Below are 19,073 nucleotides of genomic sequence, written 5' to 3'. Positions count from 1 at the left end.
CTCAGACTGCCAACCAAGCATCAGCAACTTGGCGAATATCATTACCTTGCACTGAGCTAGGAGCTTGTCGAGAAAGACGCTCACGTAATTGTGCATCTGTACACAAACGCTCTATACCACCTGCTAGTGCTGTTTCGCTCATTGCTGCCAATAAGCCGTTTTCACCATCACGTATAATTTCGCGTGGCCCACTTGGACAATCTGTACTTAAAACGGGACAACCTAAGCTTAAAGCCTCAATCAAAACAACTGGATAAGCCTCTGTATCACTACTCATAACCAAGTATTCTGCTCGAGTCATATATTTATAAGGATTAGACTCATAACCTAAAAGCAATACACGTTCATTTAAGCCCAAAGCTTGGATTTGTTTCTCTAAGCTGGCTCTCAATTCACCCTCGCCTAAAATGACCAGTAAGCATTTAGCGGAAACATTCGCTTGAGCATAGGCAGCAATAAGGCGGTCAAAGCGTTTTAAATGATTTAAGCGCCCTACCGCTAAAATGAAAGGCTGATCAAGCTGAATATTTTCCTTAGCCCGTTGATGCACTAAATCCGTCATCACCGGATTATAAATACGCACTACATTGTCTAATTGTAGCCGAGTTTGCAGTTTATTCTGCATGCTATTAGTGAGAGCCACGACTTTATAAGCACGCCTAAAAGCAAGCTTAATAATTGTTTGCTGACGTTCAGTCCATTCATCTGGATCAATATGAACTGATACCCGTGCTAAGGGACTGGCTAAAGCACAAGGCACATTAGCAGACTCTAAAAAAGAAAAAATATGCGTAAACTGTTCACGCTTAAAAATCTTGCGAAAAGTCCAAACTCGCTCTGCTAATAATCTTAACTGGTTAAATAGACCACCTTCACGGGAAGGCATAGAGAGATGTAAGTGCTTAGCAGGTGTTTGTAAATAACCTGATTTTTTCTTTTCTTCAAAAGTGATTACAGTCACATCATGCCCACGTTGATGAAACTCCGTAGCCAAATCAGCAGCTACCTTTTCCGCTCCACCTGGCATGCCTAAATCACCAATAACAATTGCTATTTTTTTCATGCCAGCCTCAATTGATAGTTTTGATTAATTTGCTGAGGTTGATACTCAAGATTAGCTTTAATTACAATAAATAAATAAGCGAACCAAATAAACATACGCCCATTCAAAGTTAAAGTAAACTGACCTGCAATGGCAATAAATAATAGAGAGAGCATTAACAGGCGTTGTTCAGTTGGTATTTTAAAAGCCTGCAACAATACTGTAATAATAACTGCTAAATAAGTCAGTAAACCAACAATACCTTGCTCTACCATAATAGCAATATAACTATTATGCGCAGTATAATCGATATTGTATTTATTAATCACTCGTCGAAATGAACTTAAACCATTACCAAAAAAGGGAGCTTCATTAATTTCCAACCAGGCTCGGGACCAAGTAATACTACGCGAGCTTAGAGTGCCTTGACTTAATTCAGTACCTGAAGAAAATAAACGATCTAAAGTTTTTTGTGGCACCATACTTGTTACACCTAAGGCGATTACTACGAAAAAACCTAGACCAACTAATTTCCAAATAAATTTGGTACGCCAAAACCAAGGGATCAACCCAATAAAACCCAGTAAGGCAGTGATAAAGCCGGTTCGTGAACCCGTAATAAAAATCCCAAAGAGAACAATGGGAATATAAACTAAACCTAGACCACGCAACAACCATGACTTAGCAAGCAATAATAAATACAAAGCCATTGGCAAACCCAATGATAATTGCAAGGAGGTTTCATTAGCGTCAAAACCTCTAATTTCATGTCTAACTGTGGTACTATTAGGATCATAACCACGAACTAGAAAATAAGTTAGGCCAATTGCGCCCAATAAATACGCAGCAAAAGCCAAGTTTAAATCTTGTTCAGTACGCACTACTTGAAAAGCAAGCAAAACTGCCATAAATAAATAGAGATATTCTTTAATCGATTGCTCACTATTAATGGCAAGGCTGGTTTCATAATTAACAGGCATCCAAGTCCAGAGAAAGCTAAATAGCATCCAGCAAATATAGGCGGTCATGGTGATAAAAAACCAAGGTGACCCACGCATACTATCACCACTAATGATTAGTAATGCCACCATTCCAAATAATAATAGGCCTGATATTTTCACTAATGCTAATCCGGCAATAGTCCATAAACCATCCGTTGGAACTGCAAAAATGAACAACAGTAGACAAAGCAAGGCTAATTTTCTTATGCTTTCCATGCTAACGCCTCCCATTGAGTTGCAATCGCATCCACTGATAAATGGGCTACTGACGATGCAGCATTGTGACTTAAGTGTTGATATAAAGGTTTATTAAAAAAAAGCTCATCCAACGCATCACGTAAAGCTAAAGTATTTTCGACAGGTACTAATAAACCATTCTGCCCATGCTGAATAATTTCATTTGGTCCAGTCGCACAATCTGTAGAAACGACAGGTTTACCAATCGCTAAAGCCTCAATCAATACCATGGGAAAGCCCTCATGATCACTAGAGAGAGCCAAAAACTCAGCCTTAGCTATATTAGGATGTGGATTTTCTATATTACCAGGCATTAAGACCTGACCACTCAAGCCTAGATCATCAATTTGCTTTTTTAGTTGGGAACGTAAACTACCCTCCCCCAAAATCAAAAGTTTTGCCTCATGGCGTAACTTGCTCTCAGCATAGGCTTGTAAAAGTCGATCAAGGCGTTTTTGTAATTCTAGACGTCCCACTGCAATAATATATTTTCCATCTACATGAACTGCAGCTTCTTGTTGAGCATAATAAGCTAAACGCCCAAAATCCACTGGATTATAAATAGTGCCTAAGAGAGTACTGGGAGGTAATTTATTTCTAAATACCTGCATAGCCACTTGTGAAACACATATTATTTTTTTTGCTTTAGGAAATAAATATTTTGCGAGCTTCCATTCAGCATTAGAAAAATATAAATCTGGATTACAGTGATTAGAAGCAATGGTTTGTGGATTAACTAGAATTGAAGGGAAACTCGCAGATTCCATAATTGCAATAACTAGGTCAAAATTTGTTTTTTGATAAACTTTCTTCAAGCGCCAAGCACGCTTTAATAAAATTATTCCACGCTCAATAAAACTTTCTCCAGAAGGTAAGTCTAAATTAATTAACTCTCCACCAACTGGATAACCTACTTGATTATCAAACAGGATCAGACTGACTTTATAACCTTTTTTTTGCCAATAAATTGACAATTCAGAAACGACTTTCTCAGCCCCTCCCCGTCCTAGGGAATGAATGACGAAGGCAATTTTTTTGTTAGACATATGCTTTCTGCCAACGCTTACGCGTATAAATACCATCACTGATGACAGTATTCCCTAGGCAAGAAAAGGAATGCATCCCATGTAAAGATGCTTGGCCTTGAGGAATACACTGAGCTACCGTTTTTTCTTTATAAGTATGCTCATTCCACTCGATAATGGCATTTAGATTCAAGCCACGTCCGTAAGAGCCTGCACAATTTTGAGACGGCCGGTAGATTACCCCATCACGCTCAAATAAAGCACCCGCAGAGCGGGCTTTATCTGCATGATTTATAATAGGATTAGCTGGATGTGCTTGCCAATGATCAGCTAGCAAATCATCTGCTGAGAACAAATAAAGCAGTTCATTTGGCGAAGTACTTGGATGAGGGCGTAAATTGACAAACATCCACCAACGCCCTAAATACTGATAAAAAGTAGCATCATAAGCATCGATATTCGTCATTAAGGATTTTACAAACTCCCACTGATCAGGAAACCGTACACAACGATACAAATCTATCGTGCGATTTTCTGCCGACTCTGGAACTAAATACCAAAGACCTTCACTCTTAAAAACAAAAGGGTAAGATAGGTGATAATCTTTTTCTAAAACAATTAGAGGTTCTGGTTTAGTCGAACAGTCCTGTAGCTTCAAACAAACTAAGCGACCACGCTGAGTAGCTTCAACATATTCTTCAAAAAAAACATATTGCTCCCCGTTTTCTTCTATCAAGCAAGGATCAGCAACAAAACCTGTAGCCACAGTGTACAGAACTTGTGCTTGATCGGTTTTTTTAAAATTTTGTACTGGATCTTGCTCAGATTTTAATAAGATCCAAGTTTTATTGAGTGCCAGCTTATAAACTAAGCGTTTGATATGTGCGTAAAGAAATCCAAGTGCTAATACTAAAAAATTTTCTGTCCATAAAGCGCAATAACAAATACTTTCTAAGCTAACTACTTTATCAATTAAGGTAGCAAGATGGCGGCTTTGGATAAAGCTTTTACCATATTCAAATCTAGCAGCCTGCTGGCAGAGTACTGGCATAAATTCGAGCATCTTCCATAGCAAATTATCTCGTGTTTTACTCAGCAAACATTGCTTACTCGTATAAGAAACCCATAAATAGCGTGGTTTTGTAAAATAACTGCTGTAAACCATTACACCGCTAAGGATACCTTCTTGATTTAAATTAAACTCTTGTATACCTGCCCAGCTGACATCTCGTTCTAAGTGACTATTATAAAAATAATGCCAAACTCCATAATTCGAATGCTCAATTAGATAACGAGGTAACTTAGAACTACTACTTAAGTTAATTACTAGATTAATTGCTTTTTCGAAATACTGTTGTCTAGCACTATCAGCTGTTAATTTGATAAAGCTCCCATCAAATAAACCACTAATATTTTCAAGTTGGTCCGCAGCTTCAGTGGCTTCTAATAGTTTAGATTCCAATCGTTGTATTTTTTTGAAAAAACTAAACTTTGCTGGATTTAATGGCCAACCTTTAGGTTTATCTGCTAATAAAACCAATTCAATTTTTAAGCCTTCTTGAGTAGCCAAACGTCTCAACATAGCTACTTGCCAGGCAGGTAAGTAAATATCTTCAATGACTAAAGCAATCGTAAGTGGATGATTTTTCATAGGCTTAGCGTGTAAACTTATTCAAGATTTCACCTTGCAAATACGTAGCGGCCGTTAAACACAGCAAATTAAGAGAAGTAATATCACGTACCCCATCGACAATAACGGCTAGCTCAGCTTGGGAAAAAGTCTGAATCAAATCATAGAGCTGTTGTGAAACAACTTGCTGCCCCACTATGGAGTGGGCCAACTCGGGAGCTAGGCGTACTAATTGAATATCTAATTGTTTAATTTGAGCCAACAGGGAGGCATTAACTGAACTCACTTGGTCTAAAGCTAAACGCGCACCGCTATGTTTTAAAGCCGGCAAGACTTGGCGTGCCAACACGGAATGAGCAAGGCAAGCATCTACTGGGATAGCAAGCACTAATTGGCGTGCTAGACGCTGATTAGCATTCAACAGCTTTACTAAGGCTTTTACTTGGGTGGCTTGCTTAAATATCCAGTCTCCTAAACTAATTAAAATTAGATTATTGTTATTTTGTTTGCGCTGTAATAAAGGATGTAATAAAGCACTACGCACATTCCACCAATCTAATTGAAAACGCCCGCGCTGCTGTGCACTTCGAACCAAGCTTGTATAATTTAATGTCTTACCATTCGCTAGCAGTAAATTCGGCTCAGCCACTAATAAGGAGGCATGGGTATTCGCATGTAGATTTAAAGTTTCCTGAAACTGTGCTTGTAATTTCTGTCCTGCCCCATTCTTTCCAGGAGGATGTGCAACCACAGGTTGACTCCAAGGATTTGGTAAGTTTTGTTCTTTGGCTTCTACTAATGCGTGTACATGTAATTGCACACAGCGCTGACCACGAAATACTGAAGGAATAAAGCGTATTTCAGCGCGGAATGGCTTGTTATCAAACCGCTTTAAAGTCAATAGTAGCTTGTTGGAAGGACAAGCACTACGTTCAGCATTCGCACATAAAGAGCTAAAGACCTCACGTTCATCTGTAGAAATTAAACGCAATAACGGAGTCGCTAAGGCCTCAGATTCTGAGCTAAAGCCAAATAAGGATAGATAGGCCACATTGGCATGTAAATGCCGTCCACGGGCTACAAAGGCTACAGGTTCACGTGCATAATCGACTAGCCATTGACAGCGTAGCTCGGCAATACTGAGCAAATGTTTACACTGCCGAAAGCGATGTTTTAAGCTGCTATAATTTAATAGATAGTCGATTTGCTGCTGAAGTAAGTCCGCGTCCCCAACAGAAATGGCACACAATTCAACTGCTAATACCCGAGTGCTTAAAGGTTCCCAATGTCGTTGAGAAACTTTGACACAAATCGAATCAGGGGAACGCTGTTGGATTAAATCTAGAATACGCTCTTCGCGTTGTTGCATTAAATCGCTGGGGCAAAAGACTAAGGCTGGTGCAGCGACTAAGGCAGTTTCTAACTCAGCCCAGCTTTTGGCATAGTTTAGTTGGATTTCAAAATGAGTCTTGCGTAGAGCAGCCTCCAAGATTTGGCTAAAGGTGACGCTCTGATGAACAATGACACAAGACACAGTATGCTGACTCATACTGTGGAAGATACCAAGTTATCGGCTAGGCAAAAGTCAGAAGGCCGGTTTTCCCGACCATCGTATCGAGTGGCTTGACAGACTGATTAAGCTATCAAATTTATCTATAGCTCTGCCCATAGACTATCAAAATCATCCTCAGCTGGTTTTTTATCTTCCTCGGTAAGCAGCTTATAGCGGAAATGTGCAAAAGTACCTAGACATTCATCAAGTGAGGATAAGACCACTTGTTCTGCACGGCCTTGTAAATCAATCGCTACTTTATCGCCCGTCTGAAAAATATACGAAGGTAAAATTAATACTGGATCTTCACGCAAACCATCGACTCTCGGTAACATTAAACCTTGTTGTGGAAATTTATTGGTAACCTCGCGGTTTAAGACTGCACTTGCTGTTAAAGTTTGTACTTTAATCGAGAGTAACTCTACGCCGCAATATAAGCCCTGCTTAGCAATATACTCCATCCATTTAACCACACCGACTACCCAGCCATTATCATCATGGGAAATGTCACGTAACCCAATTAACTCACCAACACGAACCGCAGAACTTTCCTTATGTGTCCAACGCAAACCATAGCCACCAATACTACTATTAATCAAATCCCAGATTTGCATATTACTCGTCAGCTCAGCGATATTGCGTTTACTCCCTGTGACTAAACTCGCTTCACCATATAACATATTATCAAATAAAATATCCTCCTCACGCTTTTGAGCAGAACTACCACCACGATAGGCTTGATGTATAGCGTCTAATACCCCTTGCATCCCCAATACAACCGCCATCTTTTCTTCTTTAGGGAAACGGTTAAATTGACGATTACGAATCGAGGTTAAATGAAAAACCATGCGTTTCAGTAAATTTCGGCTTAGACCATTTCTTAAAATTAAACCTGAATTTTGTTCTTTAGATATTTCCTGAATCTGTCGATCTAAATCTAAAATAACTGGCGCTAGATTAAAAACTCGGACAGTCGGTGAATGCGGTAAGTCTCGATAGGGCATAATCACAGCAGGTTCATCGTTATTTAGTATAGCCGCATGAACGAAATCCTGATTAGCCTCTAAATGCGTAGGCTCATTAGAAATTTTTATTAAATGCGTAACCGACTGTACATACCGTGCAATTCGTACAACTTCTTCTTGGCGCAAGCTATAGGGCTTAAAGAGTGTTAATACATTTAATTGAACATATCGCTCTTCAATACTATTGGCACCCTCACGCCCATCACTCAGACGCGTTTTATCTAAGCCATATTCACTAGCTAATAGATACATATGATGAATATCATGCCAAATTGATTCGCGAGTTCGCACATACACCGAATAAGTACTAATCAAATACAAACCTAAATAGTCAATTACTCGATAAATTGCGGTTTGCAAAGCACGTTTATTCACCTCATCGCGAGTGATCATATCCAGCGCAGCTAATTGATAAAGACCTGAAAACTCTAGGAGTAAAGATTGGTTTAGATCGAAAATACGCTGACCGCGCTCAGGTAAAGGAAAAGCTCGACAACTCAAATGCCGATTAAGATTTTTCAGCATTAATTCGAAGGTAGGACGTAAGCGCTCGCCAAGACGAATCCGTACCACAGGAGAGAGTGAGCGCCGATTCAAATCGGCTAGGCCATGATAGACACGCTTAGTCGTATCACCAAAGTCGGTAATCGATAAAGAATCAATCCATTCTTTCGCTTTCGACTCACTTAAAGGAATCGTGTAACGCGAAATATCCTGACGTTCTGCTGTCGTGTCCATCCCTACCTCACTCAGATACGGTTGCTTATTTTTATAATTACCTCCGATTGTAGCTAATATTTTACCGATAAACTTGAGTCAACCGATAAACTGTTAAGTTTTCAACAAGACCATCGGTGCTACTCGCAATAAACTACGCAAATTTAACCAAGCCGCACTTGCCACCAGCACAGCACCAACCAAAGCTCCAAGAATAATTAGCCATGGATTGAGGCTGACAGTTAAATCAAACATATAATAACCTAAGAGATTTGCCGCTAGCATCGTTAAGCTGCCTGCTAATACGCCAGCTAAACCGCCCAAGAGTAAAAACTCCAGCCAAATACGCTGACGCAAACCTTGCGAGCTTGCCCCTAAGGACTTTAAAACAGCTAACTCGCGTTGACGCTCAGGCCTCTGTGCCTGCAAAGCCGACCACAACACTAACAACCCGGTCACCAACGTAAAAGCAAACACCCCTTGCACTGCTAGCGTCGCTTGTTCAACCAACGAACGCACTTGCCCCAAAATCGCGCTAGTATCAATCGCGGTAATGCTCGGAAATTGGTGAATTAGCTGCGGAATCAACTCGGGCTTAGTGCTTGGTACATGTAAGCTGGTAATGAAGGTATAAGGCTTATCGAGTAAAGCTCCGGGCGCTGCAATCACAAAGAAATTCGGTTGCATACTGTCCCAACGAACCTCCCGCACACTGGTAATTTTTTCAGTAAAGCGTTGCCCCGCAATATCAAAACTTAAACTATCACCTAATTTAAACCCTAAAGTTTCACCAATGCCTTTTTCAATGGAGAAACCTTGAGTTTGCGTATCAAACCATTTGCCCTCTAACAAGGTATTACTTTCAGGGAAATTCGCAAAAGAAGAAAGGTTAAACTCACGCTCCAACATGCGCTTAGCTTCAGCCTTGGGATAATCTTCAGACGTAACAGGCTGTTGATTAATTTCCACTAAGCGCCCGCGAATCATTGGATAGAGCGTGGCTTGTAATTGGTTCTGCTGAAAAAACTGCTCTACCGGCGCTTGCTCATTAGCCTGAATATTAATCAAGAAATAATTAGGCGCATCTGTAGGTACACTCGCTTGCCAACGATTGATCAAATCGGTACGCAAGGCAGTGAGCAATAATAGAGTGAATAACCCCATCGCGAACACGACGACTAATAGCAAGGAGCGGCGACTTTGGCGCATCAGTGCCAACCATTGCCAAGCAGGGCGAGTACTTAGGCGTGCCAAGCCATTTAAGACTAATTTAGTGACCCACCAAAACAACAAAACCGCAACAATTAAGCCGAAAAACACCCAAACCGTTAAACGCAACTCGCGTGCTTGAATCCATAGCAAAAGAAAAATAGCCGGTAAAATACTTAAAATGAGCACCTTGGCTAAAGTTTTCTGTGCTGGCAAACTGCCCTGCAAAATCTGCATAGGCGAGGTATCTAATAAACGTAATAAGGCCGGCAAGGCAAAACCTGTGACCATTACTAAAGCCGTCACAATACTGACCCAAGCTGAAGTCCAACTTGCACCAGGAAGATCAATCGCTACCACCTGTACTAACCAGTGTGCGAGCAAAGCTTGCAAGAAAAAGCCTGCCATTGCACCTAATACACCAGCGATTAAAGCGAGCAGCCAGAGATTACCTAGATAATCAACTAAAATGCGCCGCCGTGCTAACCCAAAAGCCTTAAGCACGGCCACCGAACGGGTTTCATGCCGAACTAAGCTAGCCGCCGTCAGGACAATCGCTGCCCCGGCTAAGACCACACTAAGCAGTGCCGCTAAACCTAAAAACCGCCCTGCTCTTTGTAAAGCTTGCTCAACATTCTGCGCACCCTCCTGCAAAGAGCGAATCCGCTCAGTCGGCGTTAGCTTGGCTTCTAAATTAGCTTTTAGCTCACGAATAACTTGCTCTGAACCGGTGAAAAGTAAAGAAAATTCCGCGCGACTTGCGGGCGATAATAAGCCCGTGGCGGGTAAATCCGCCAAAGGGATGATCACTTGCGGCGCAATCTGGAAAAAATTCACTCCTTGAGAGGGGTCTTTTGTCACTGCAGTTGTTAGAGCAAATTGGCTTTTGCCTAAGACTACGGTGGCATCCATTGGCACTTGGAGGGCATGAAATAAACGCGGCTCAGCCCAGACCTGACCACTCGCAGGTAATTGTCCTTTTAAGGAGATACTTGCCGCATTTAAGTTCTTGGTACCCTGTAATTCGCCTATCAAGGGATAAGAGGTCGACACCGCTTTCACTTGAACCAACTGAGTAGACTCATCAAAGGACAACATACTGCGGAAACTAATCACCTCAGCCCTATTTGCGCCTAACTTAGCGGCAAGTTGCCGATAGTCATCTGGCAAAGGCCTTGAGGAGCTTACGACTAAATCGCCCCCTAAAACTTGGCTAGCCTGGCGTTCCATTGCGGACTCAACCCGATCAGTGAAAAACCCTACCGCTGCAACCGCTAAGGCTGAAATCCATAAAGCTAAGAATAACAGGCGCATTTCTGACAAACGCCAACGTCGTGCCCATTGCCGCCAGTACACGTTCATGCTGATGGCTCCTGTTGTTGCAAACGCCCGTCAGCAAGGCGATACCAAACATCACATTGAGCCGCTAAGGACTCATCATGAGTGACTAAGACCAATGTTGTTTGATAGTCGTGCTGTAGACGAAATAGTAAAGCAGCCACTTCTTGGCCTGTGTGCCGATCTAAATTACCAGTAGGTTCATCCGCAAATAGCAGTTTCGGCTGAGTGACAAAAGCCCGGGCTAAGGCCACTCGTTGCTGCTCACCACCGGATAATTTGGTAACTAATTGTTGAGCACGTGCAGCTAAACCGACTTGCTCTAATGCGGTTAAAGCACGTTGTGTTAGATCACCGCTATTGTTGCCTAGTTCAAGCGGTAATAAGACATTTTCCAGCGCGGTTAAATGCTCTAATAAATGGAAAGACTGGAAAACAAAGCCAACTTTACCCAAGCGCAAAGCAGCCCGCTGATCTTCTGATAACGTCGTTAACGCCTGCCCAAATAAAGCAATATTACCCGCACTCGGTAAATCTAAACCGGCTAATAAACCTAGCAAGGTGCTTTTACCCGAACCGGAAGCACCTGTTATTGCGACTGAAGTTCCACAGGAGATACTTAAGTTAATATCAGAAAGAATGCTTAAGGTAGCTTGATTATTATTGGCATCGGCAGCGAGCACTTGTTTTTGGAGATGGCTGACAGCGATTACAGTCTCAATTTCACTCATATCTAGCAGTAGTCGGCAAAATAAAGCAGCTACTATACAGAGATCTACTCAGCCTCACATTTGCGCCCTGAACCATCATGGTTATTAATTCATTTTGACTGAAATAAAATTGTCGACAATCTTGTGTATATTCTTTAAAAAACAGTCTCTTTGGACTATGATCGTCAACATAAAAACACAGAACACGTAAATCGACTTGAGACCACTAGCATGCCATTTCACCCTGCCTGTCATTCTTATGAACCAGTGACGATTGCTGATCGCCTGTTCTTAGATTTGCGTCGTGCCATCTTGGAAGGCGAACTACCTGCAGGCAAAAAGATCAGTGAACCTGAACTTGCCAGTATTTATGGGGTAAGCCGTGGTTCGCTACGCGAAGCAATTAGCAAACTCGAAAACTGTAACCTCGTCACTCGCCGCCCCAATATTGGTGCGCGTATTGTCAACTTTTCGATTGATCAGTTGATGGAAATTTATCAAATTCGCGAAGCGATGGAAGGCATGGCGGCACGCTTGGCAGCGAAGAATATGACTGAGGCTGAATTAGCTCATCTTAAATCCTTAGTTGCGCGTCACAAAGATAGCCTGTTGCACACGGAGCGCCCTGCTAAAACCGATTATAGTCAAGATGCAGATGTCGACTTCCATTTCTGTATTATTCAGGGCAGTAAAAATCAACGCTTACTGACGATGCTCTGCCAAGACTTATATGATTTAGTGCGTTTTTACCGGATGCGTTTAAGCCCTGCTTTTTCTAGCACCGCTATGCAAGAACATGAATTGATTGTGCAAGCTTTAGAGCGGCGTGATGGCGAAATGGCTGAATTACTCATGCGTTACCATGTGCGTGCGTCGCGGGATCGCGCTAAGCAGCGTTTAGAAAGTATGAGCCCTGAAGAGTTAGGCAGTCATCACTAAGCTTTAGGGCAAAACCGCTAGCACTTGGCGAATTAAATCGCCGATTAATTCATTCTGCACCTGTACGACATCCTGCAATTCTTTGCCAGCCACAGGCCGTTTAAAACTCATACTGCCGGCTTTAATCAACCGATTGGAAGAGCCTTGTAATAATTGCCAACTGCCGCGCAGTTTAGCCTCAGCTTGCGGCGCACCATCAAACTCCAAAATACTCACAGCTAAATAATACTGTGGCGTTTGCTCTAACTCCCAAGGGGCTACTTGCACCCGCGCACTGGGTAAAGCGGCTTGCAAGCCTGAAACTAAACTTTCATTCACCTCATCGCGTAATACGCCTGCCCACTGTGCCTGCTCAGAGACTTCAACTCTGAAATTATCCTTACGTACCACCATGCCTTGCCGATCTAACAGGCTGGGTAAACGAATCCGTGCAACACCAATACTAGTCACAGGTTTATGCTGGCTTTCCACCGAGCTTAGATTAGGGGTACCCAAAGTATAATATTGTGGCTTGACACTGCTACAAGCGCTCAACACCAAACAACTCAACAGAATTAACGCTCTTCCCAATCTTTCTTACCCTGAATTAACGCCTCTGGCTGACGCTGTAAAGTTTCTGTGAGCGCACGTACAGCACGTGACATCGCGGTGACTTCATCTAACATTTCAGTGACTTGATATTGAGTCGGCGAGTTTTGCGCTAATAAGCGATCCAGATGTGTCAAAGAAATTTGTAAGCGCTGTAAAGTCTTATCAAACTCCACGGAGCTGCGATTAAAATCTGTGCCCGCTTGTTTAGCTGTCCCTGTCATACTGGTGAGTGATTGGTTTAAAGTGCCAGATACTTTATCTAAGTCACTAGTAACCGCCTTTAATGAGCTATTCAAAGTACTAGAGACTTTGTCGACATTCGCACCCACCTGATTTAAAGCCTCAGTCAAGCTGGCGGTAGCCTTATCCAGATTGGTATTTACCCCTGGCAGGGTTTTAGTTTGAACCTGGTGTAAAACTGCACGCGCATCGGTGACAGCTTTTTTAGCCTCAGTCATGGTGGCTTCGGTGGCGACTAGGACTTTGTTAGCATTATCCACCGTTTTATCTAATTGGCCGCTCTCAATAAACCCTCGCACACCACCTAGAGTAGACTTCAAATCATCCGCAATACTGGAAGCCATTTTTGACAGTTCTTCCACAGGGGTGGGTGAAGTCGGAAAGACATCGTAGAACTGCCCTTTCGTAATACTATCGGGTTTAGCTTTTTCGTCTAAGCTTAAACCGACAAACATTTGCCCTGTAAGCAGATTGCCATTTTCTAATTTAGCGCGCATGCCGCGCTCGACCAAACTAGCCATAAACTTAGGCGCTTCGGCTAAAGTTAATTCCTCAGAAAAGCGTTGTGGCTCAATTGAAACCAGTACTGGAATACGCACATCCAAAGACTTAGGATCTAAATGCAGCTTAATCTTTTCGACCTGCCCCACCCGAATCCCTTGGAATTCGACTGGAGCTTTTTCGGCCAAACCACGCAAAGAGCCATTAAAATATAAGGTGTAGTATAAACGATCTTGGTATTGCTTTTCGCGACTGCTGGGTAAGTCGGGATAGAGATTGAAGACGGTGTTAGCAGCACTCACTGGTAAACTTTTGTTTTCCTCGGGCGGCGTTTCAAAAGCAATACCACCAATTAATAAGGAAGTTAAAGATTCCATCCGCACTTCAGCGCCCACCGAATCGACACGCACATCAATCCCACTCACATCCCAGAAGCGGGTGTTTTTATTGATTAAGCGGTAATAAGGTTCACTGACAAACACATCCAGCTCTACCTTGCCGCTATCGGCTGATAAGCGATAATTGATGATTTCTCCAACCTGCAGCTGCTTATAAAATATCGGTGTACCAATATCGAGAGAACCCATCGAATCAGTGATTAGCTTAAATTCGCGGCCGGGTCGATTGGGTTTAGTCGCAGGCGGCTCTTCTAAAGCCTGATAGCAGATCGAGGTTTCATTCTCTTTGAGTTCACCTTCGGCACGCTGGGGCAACATCCCGATATAAGTACCCGAGAAAAGAGTGGTAATTCCTGAAATTTCTGCACCGCGAATACGTGGACGAACCACCCAAAACTGTGCACTACAATCTAGCACATCGCTAATATCCCGATTTAAGGCCAAGGTGACTAAGGGGTCCATATTCGCATCAAACTTGACACTTTTAACCTTACCCACATTGACCGCTTTATAGCGTACTTGGGTATTGCCAGGATCAATGCCCTCAGCACTGGGAAAATGCACTGTGATAATGGTGCCTTGCTGCAGCCAATTTTGCACTAAGAGCCATAAACCAATCAAAGCAGCCGCTAACGGCAATAACCAGACAGGCGAAGGCCAACGCTGGCGACGTACTTTCACCACTGGGATAGCTGTTGGTTCAGGGAGATTGTTAGTACCCGAATTCAAAATACCGCGTTTCCTAATTGCGCGCTTCTTAATTTACGGCGAATTATTGTTATCAACCGATGCCCAAATCAAACGCTCATCTAAATGTGCAGCTGCGAGCATGGTTAATACGACCACAGCGGCAAAGCAAAAGGTGCCTGCATTTGCTTCGATATGCGCTAAATTCCCGAATTGTACCAGCCCTGAGAGGATCGCGACTACAAATACATCCACCATCGACCAACGCCCAATAAACTCCGTCACTCGAAACAACCACATACGTTCTTGTTGGCGTTTGTTCTCGCCACGCTGAATCGTAATCAGCAGATAAGATAGTGTAATTAATTTTAATAGCGGTATAACGATACTGGCCAAGAAAATCAGCACCGCTAAAGGCCATTGCCCTGCTTGATAGAGATGGATCACTCCGCCCACAATCGTATCCGGCTGCCCTTTACCCAATAGATAAACGCTCATCACAGGCATTAAGTTCGCCGGAATATACAAAATAGTGGCTGCTAATAGTAAAGCCCAGATGGTTTGTAGGTTAGTGTGCTCAGTCCGTAAATGATGCCCACAACGTGCACAGTATAAAAAGTCATGCTTATGCAAAAGCGCTGGTCGCTGCCCAACACAGCCACAGACTTTGCAATGAATCAATTGAATTGAGGTGGTCATACCAGTATTAAACTGAATTAGGACAAGCTTTCAAGGCTCGCCAAACTGTAAAACGATCTAGGTTTGCGGTTAAAGCCGCCATACTGAGTACTAAAAAGATAAATGCCCAAAAAGCAGAGCCCATCACTAAGACCGCAATATCCCCTAATTTAACCACTGCCACTAATAAGCCTAACATGAAGACCTCTAACATGCCCCAAGGCTTCAGCTCACTCAGCCAACGGAAAATTTGAATCGCCCAATACGGCTGCCAAGCCAAGCGGATCGTTAATAAGACCCATAACAAACCTAATAGCTCAAAGAGAGGAAAAATTATTAAATTGAGTGCCAATAAAGCAGATAGCCAGTAATAATCTTGCTCCCAGAATGCCGCAGTCGCTTTCCAGATAGTCAGCTCTTGTGTGACTCCTTGTGCTTTTAAGGCAATTAAAGGAAAGGCATTTGCCATAACAAACAAAATTAACCCAGTAACAGCCAAAGCTAAACAAGCATCCAACATATATTTGCGCTGTCGATACAGCACTGAGGAGCAGCGTACACAGCAAGCTTCCTCACCATTCTTAATAGCTTGATAGCTATTCAACTGCCCACAATGGGTACAAGCAAATGGATCAGTCATTGATTTTTAAGTGCCTAACAGCCTCTATCTAGGAGGCACTCAACTTAGCATACTTAGACATAAAAAAAGGAGAGTCAGTGACTCTCCTTGGTGTTTATCCGCAAACTTTGGGATTAACGTAAGCGATAGGTTACACCCATAGTTAAAGCACGGTCAGTACCATCAGCCGAAGCTTGATCAATAGAACTACTACCATTCACATTCGTAATACTTGCAGTTGTGGTAAAGTCTAAAGAATTAGCAATTTCATAGAAAAATGTAGAACTTAGAACATTAGTTGTTACATCATCCCCATTCAGGGTATTTTTAGAATAGAGTAACTGCCATGCATTTTCCCAATCAATGCGATCATCAATTTCGTGAGTTACTGATAAAGTATTGTCAAAATCATAGCCATTATCGCCATCATTGAGGATCGCGTTAAAGTTTGCCTTATCAGAGAATTGAGTTTGGTTGCTTAAGGGACGGTGATATTCACCACCGACTTCTAATAGAGGCTTATCAGTTAAACCATCAAAGTTCGACCCCATATAGCCTAAGCCTGCACGGACTTTCCAACCAATACGACGTGTAGAAATGCGCTCATCAAACAATACATCACGAGCTTTTAGAGTACCAGCAGCACCTAAGCTATTGGCTAAACCACTTTGCTGAACAGCTGCTTCGATATCAGAAATCCATTTAATTTCATAATCTTTAGAGCCGTAGCGGGCTTTATACTCATCTTGCTTAGAAATAATACGAGCAATATCTTGGTAAGTTTGTACACTAGGCTTTGAACGTAAAACATTACGACGCACTAGCTCATCTACGACACGAATAGCCTTTGCCATTGGGGTAACATTAGTTACACGACCATAACCAACCCCAACCGTTGCTTCTGTATACATATCATCAATGCCGCTAACTTTCTTAGCAGCAGCCGAGCCGTACCAAAAGGCACCATTACTACCAGGTACAAAATAATTATCTACACTCACACCCGCTGAGGCTGTATAGCTATCTACACTTTCAGAACCTTTCTTACCATCACGGCTTACACCGCCAGTCACAGCACCACCAAAATTCACATCACGATCAGGAGTACTAATTGTACGGTCATACTCAGCCTTTAAATTCAATGAGTAAGCATTTTGGTCATCATCTCGGTTCTTGTGAAAATCTAAAGCACCCGTCACATAAGCATCTTCATAAGCGCTTGTGCCTTCTTTGTAATCGTATAAAGTAACCTCAGCTTGTGCAGCGCCCACGCCTAGGAAAAGACCTATAGTTGAAGCTAGTATTGTCTTTTTCATTGTTCATTCTCCTGATAATAAAATAATCAATATTATTTAAATCTTATGGTTTCTAAGATGACTGTAGCATTAAAACAACAAACTACACTATCTGTAAATATACTAAGCTTAGCAGCCCTTTGTGAAAAATTGCCAAAGCTTACAAACTAGTGGGGAATTAATCGTCTTTAGGTAAAGCAAATGGATAGTCTGTCTATTGGATGGCGAGAATGGGTAGCTCTACCCGATTTAGGTATTCCCGCTATTAAAACAAAAGTGGATACAGGGGCTAAAACCTCAACATTACATGCCCAGCAAATCGAGGTTTTTCAAATAAATAAACAAGATTTCCTGCGATTCAACTTGCAGCCTATTCGGCGTTATCCAAAGCTAATTATTCACTGTCAAGCTCTGATTTTTGATCAACGTTTTATCACCGATTCTGGTGGTCGGCGTGAATTAAGATATGTCATTCAAACCTTAATCAGTATAGCTGATAGAACCTGGCCGCTTGAGATTACCCTTACTAATCGTAATAGTATGCAATTTCGCATGTTGCTTGGGCGTAGTGCTTTACAGCAAGGCGGACTAATCGTTCATCCACAAAATTCTTATGTTTGCGGTAAAAAATCCATCAAAAAATACTATAGTCTGCCACAGTAGTAAATGACAACTACTGTACTCAGCCCCCCTAGGATCGACCATGAAACTTGCGCTGCTCACTCGAAACCCGAAGCTTTATTCTACGCAGCGTTTAGCGCAAGCCGCTCAAGCGCGTGATCATGAAATTCAATTACTAGACACCTTACGCTGTTATTTAGCGATTAAACAACCAACCCCACTGGTTTATTATCAAGGCCAAGCTTTAGAGCAAATCGATGCGGTATTGCCACGGATTGGTGCCTCGATTGGCTATTATGGAACCGCTGTGGTACGCCAATTTGAGCTAATGGGAACTTATACCCTCAATACTGCGCAAGCGATTAATGCTTCACGTGATAAATTATTGACAGCCCAATTACTTACTCAGCAAGGTTTAAATATTCCTTACTCAGGATTCATGCATCATCAAGAAGATATTCGCGCGACTGCGCAATTAGTCGGGGGTGCACCTTTAGTTATTAAGCTCCTAGAAGGCACACAAGGGTTAGGGGTGATACTGGCAGAAAAGCAACAACTAGTAGACAGTGTAGCTGAAGGCTTGCACGCAGTGAAAGCAGCTATTTTATTGCAAGAATTCATCGCTGAAGCAGAAGGTGCTGATATTCGCTGTCTAGTTCTAGGTGAGGAAGTCATTGCCAGCATGCAACGTCAAGCTGCTAAAGGGGAGTTTCGTTCCAATCTACATCGGGGAGGCAGCGCTGCTGCTATTAGTTTGAGTCCTGAGGAAACTACTTTAGCCATTCAAGCGACTCAAGCTTTAGGTTTAGAGTTCGCTGGTGTCGATCTGATTCGCACCCAGCGTGGCCCTGCTATTTTAGAAGTAAACTCTTCTCCTGGTTTAGAAGGGATTGAAGCCCTTACTGGAACGAATATTGCTGAACTAGTGATTAAGTTTATTGAAGATCGTTTAGAATCGCGCCACACTGTCAAGCCAACAACTAGCTAAGCATTGCATTAAGGCTATTGGGGCAAGCAT

At 42.4% G+C, this 19,073-nt stretch carries 16 protein-coding genes; 3 read left to right on the top strand and 13 right to left on the bottom strand.

Features of this window, described 5'->3' with window-relative positions:
* Position 1: 1 nt before the first annotated feature.
* The 8 genes from Q0230_RS13575 to Q0230_RS13540 all read right to left on the bottom strand — a co-directional run bounded on the left by Q0230_RS13575 (position 2) and on the right by Q0230_RS13540 (position 11,507).
* Positions 2-1,063 (bottom strand): glycosyltransferase, encoded by a 1,062-nt coding sequence (locus tag Q0230_RS13575; RefSeq protein ID WP_298610696.1) that lies wholly within the window; start codon positions 1,061-1,063, stop codon positions 2-4.
* Entirely contained in the window at positions 1,060-2,259 is a 1,200-nt protein-coding gene (locus tag Q0230_RS13570) for an O-antigen ligase (protein WP_298610695.1), read from the bottom strand. Before Q0230_RS13570 ends, Q0230_RS13575 begins: the two co-directional genes overlap by 4 nt.
* Positions 2,247-3,362 (bottom strand): glycosyltransferase family 4 protein, encoded by a 1,116-nt coding sequence (locus tag Q0230_RS13565; protein ID WP_298610863.1) that lies wholly within the window; start codon positions 3,360-3,362, stop codon positions 2,247-2,249. The genes Q0230_RS13570 and Q0230_RS13565 overlap by 13 nt, the downstream gene beginning before the upstream one ends.
* A complete protein-coding gene (locus Q0230_RS13560; protein WP_298610694.1) occupies positions 3,319-4,875 on the bottom strand; it encodes a hypothetical protein in 1,557 nt (518 codons plus the stop codon). Before Q0230_RS13560 ends, Q0230_RS13565 begins: the two co-directional genes overlap by 44 nt.
* 85 nt (positions 4,876-4,960) lie before the next feature.
* Entirely contained in the window at positions 4,961-6,484 is a 1,524-nt protein-coding gene (locus Q0230_RS13555) for an EAL domain-containing protein (protein ID WP_298610693.1), read from the bottom strand.
* 104 nt (positions 6,485-6,588) lie between these two features.
* Positions 6,589-8,250, bottom strand: a complete 1,662-nt coding sequence (locus tag Q0230_RS13550; protein WP_298610692.1) for a hypothetical protein — start codon at positions 8,248-8,250, stop codon at positions 6,589-6,591.
* Positions 8,251-8,343: 93 nt separating this feature from the next.
* On the bottom strand, positions 8,344-10,800 hold the full coding sequence (locus Q0230_RS13545) for an FtsX-like permease family protein (RefSeq protein ID WP_298610690.1): 2,457 nt from the start codon (positions 10,798-10,800) through the stop codon (positions 8,344-8,346).
* Entirely contained in the window at positions 10,797-11,507 is a 711-nt protein-coding gene (locus Q0230_RS13540) for an ABC transporter ATP-binding protein (protein WP_367274139.1), read from the bottom strand. The genes Q0230_RS13545 and Q0230_RS13540 overlap by 4 nt, the downstream gene beginning before the upstream one ends.
* A gap of 210 nt (positions 11,508-11,717) precedes the next feature.
* Here Q0230_RS13540 and Q0230_RS13535 point away from each other — a divergent pair, with 210 nt between their 5' ends.
* Positions 11,718-12,425, top strand: coding sequence for a GntR family transcriptional regulator (locus Q0230_RS13535; RefSeq protein WP_298610689.1), 708 nt, complete (start codon positions 11,718-11,720; stop codon positions 12,423-12,425).
* Between the two features lie 3 nt (positions 12,426-12,428).
* Here the strand turns inward: Q0230_RS13535 and Q0230_RS13530 are convergent, their stop codons facing one another.
* From Q0230_RS13530 to Q0230_RS13510, 5 genes are all read right to left on the bottom strand, one after another.
* Positions 12,429-12,962: a membrane integrity-associated transporter subunit PqiC gene (locus Q0230_RS13530; RefSeq protein WP_298610687.1), complete on the bottom strand. Its 534-nt coding sequence runs from the start codon at positions 12,960-12,962 to the stop codon at positions 12,429-12,431.
* A gap of 17 nt (positions 12,963-12,979) precedes the next feature.
* Positions 12,980-14,884 (bottom strand): MlaD family protein, encoded by a 1,905-nt coding sequence (locus Q0230_RS13525; RefSeq protein ID WP_298610685.1) that lies wholly within the window; start codon positions 14,882-14,884, stop codon positions 12,980-12,982.
* Between the two features lie 33 nt (positions 14,885-14,917).
* Positions 14,918-15,541 (bottom strand): paraquat-inducible protein A, encoded by a 624-nt coding sequence (locus Q0230_RS13520; protein WP_298610683.1) that lies wholly within the window; start codon positions 15,539-15,541, stop codon positions 14,918-14,920.
* Positions 15,542-15,548: 7 nt separating this feature from the next.
* Entirely contained in the window at positions 15,549-16,160 is a 612-nt protein-coding gene (locus Q0230_RS13515) for a paraquat-inducible protein A (RefSeq protein WP_298610682.1), read from the bottom strand.
* Positions 16,161-16,273: 113 nt separating this feature from the next.
* Positions 16,274-17,455, bottom strand: coding sequence for a DUF481 domain-containing protein (locus tag Q0230_RS13510; RefSeq protein WP_298610681.1), 1,182 nt, complete (start codon positions 17,453-17,455; stop codon positions 16,274-16,276).
* 180 nt (positions 17,456-17,635) lie between these two features.
* On the opposite strand from Q0230_RS13510, the gene Q0230_RS13505 reads away from it, so the two are divergent.
* Both Q0230_RS13505 and rimK read left to right on the top strand, forming a co-directional pair.
* On the top strand, positions 17,636-18,097 hold the full coding sequence (locus Q0230_RS13505; protein WP_298610680.1) for a RimK/LysX family protein: 462 nt from the start codon (positions 17,636-17,638) through the stop codon (positions 18,095-18,097).
* 40 nt (positions 18,098-18,137) lie between these two features.
* Entirely contained in the window at positions 18,138-19,043 is a 906-nt protein-coding gene (rimK, locus tag Q0230_RS13500) for a 30S ribosomal protein S6--L-glutamate ligase (protein ID WP_298610679.1), read from the top strand.
* The last annotated feature ends 30 nt before the right edge of the window (positions 19,044-19,073 follow it).

It is taken from the genome of uncultured Thiothrix sp. (assembly GCF_937876535.1).
In the GTDB taxonomy this organism is placed as follows: Bacteria; Pseudomonadota; Gammaproteobacteria; order Thiotrichales; family Thiotrichaceae; genus Thiolinea.
The sequence above is the reverse complement of the archived record's forward strand: the minus strand, read 5'-3'. Positions and strand labels throughout refer to the sequence as shown.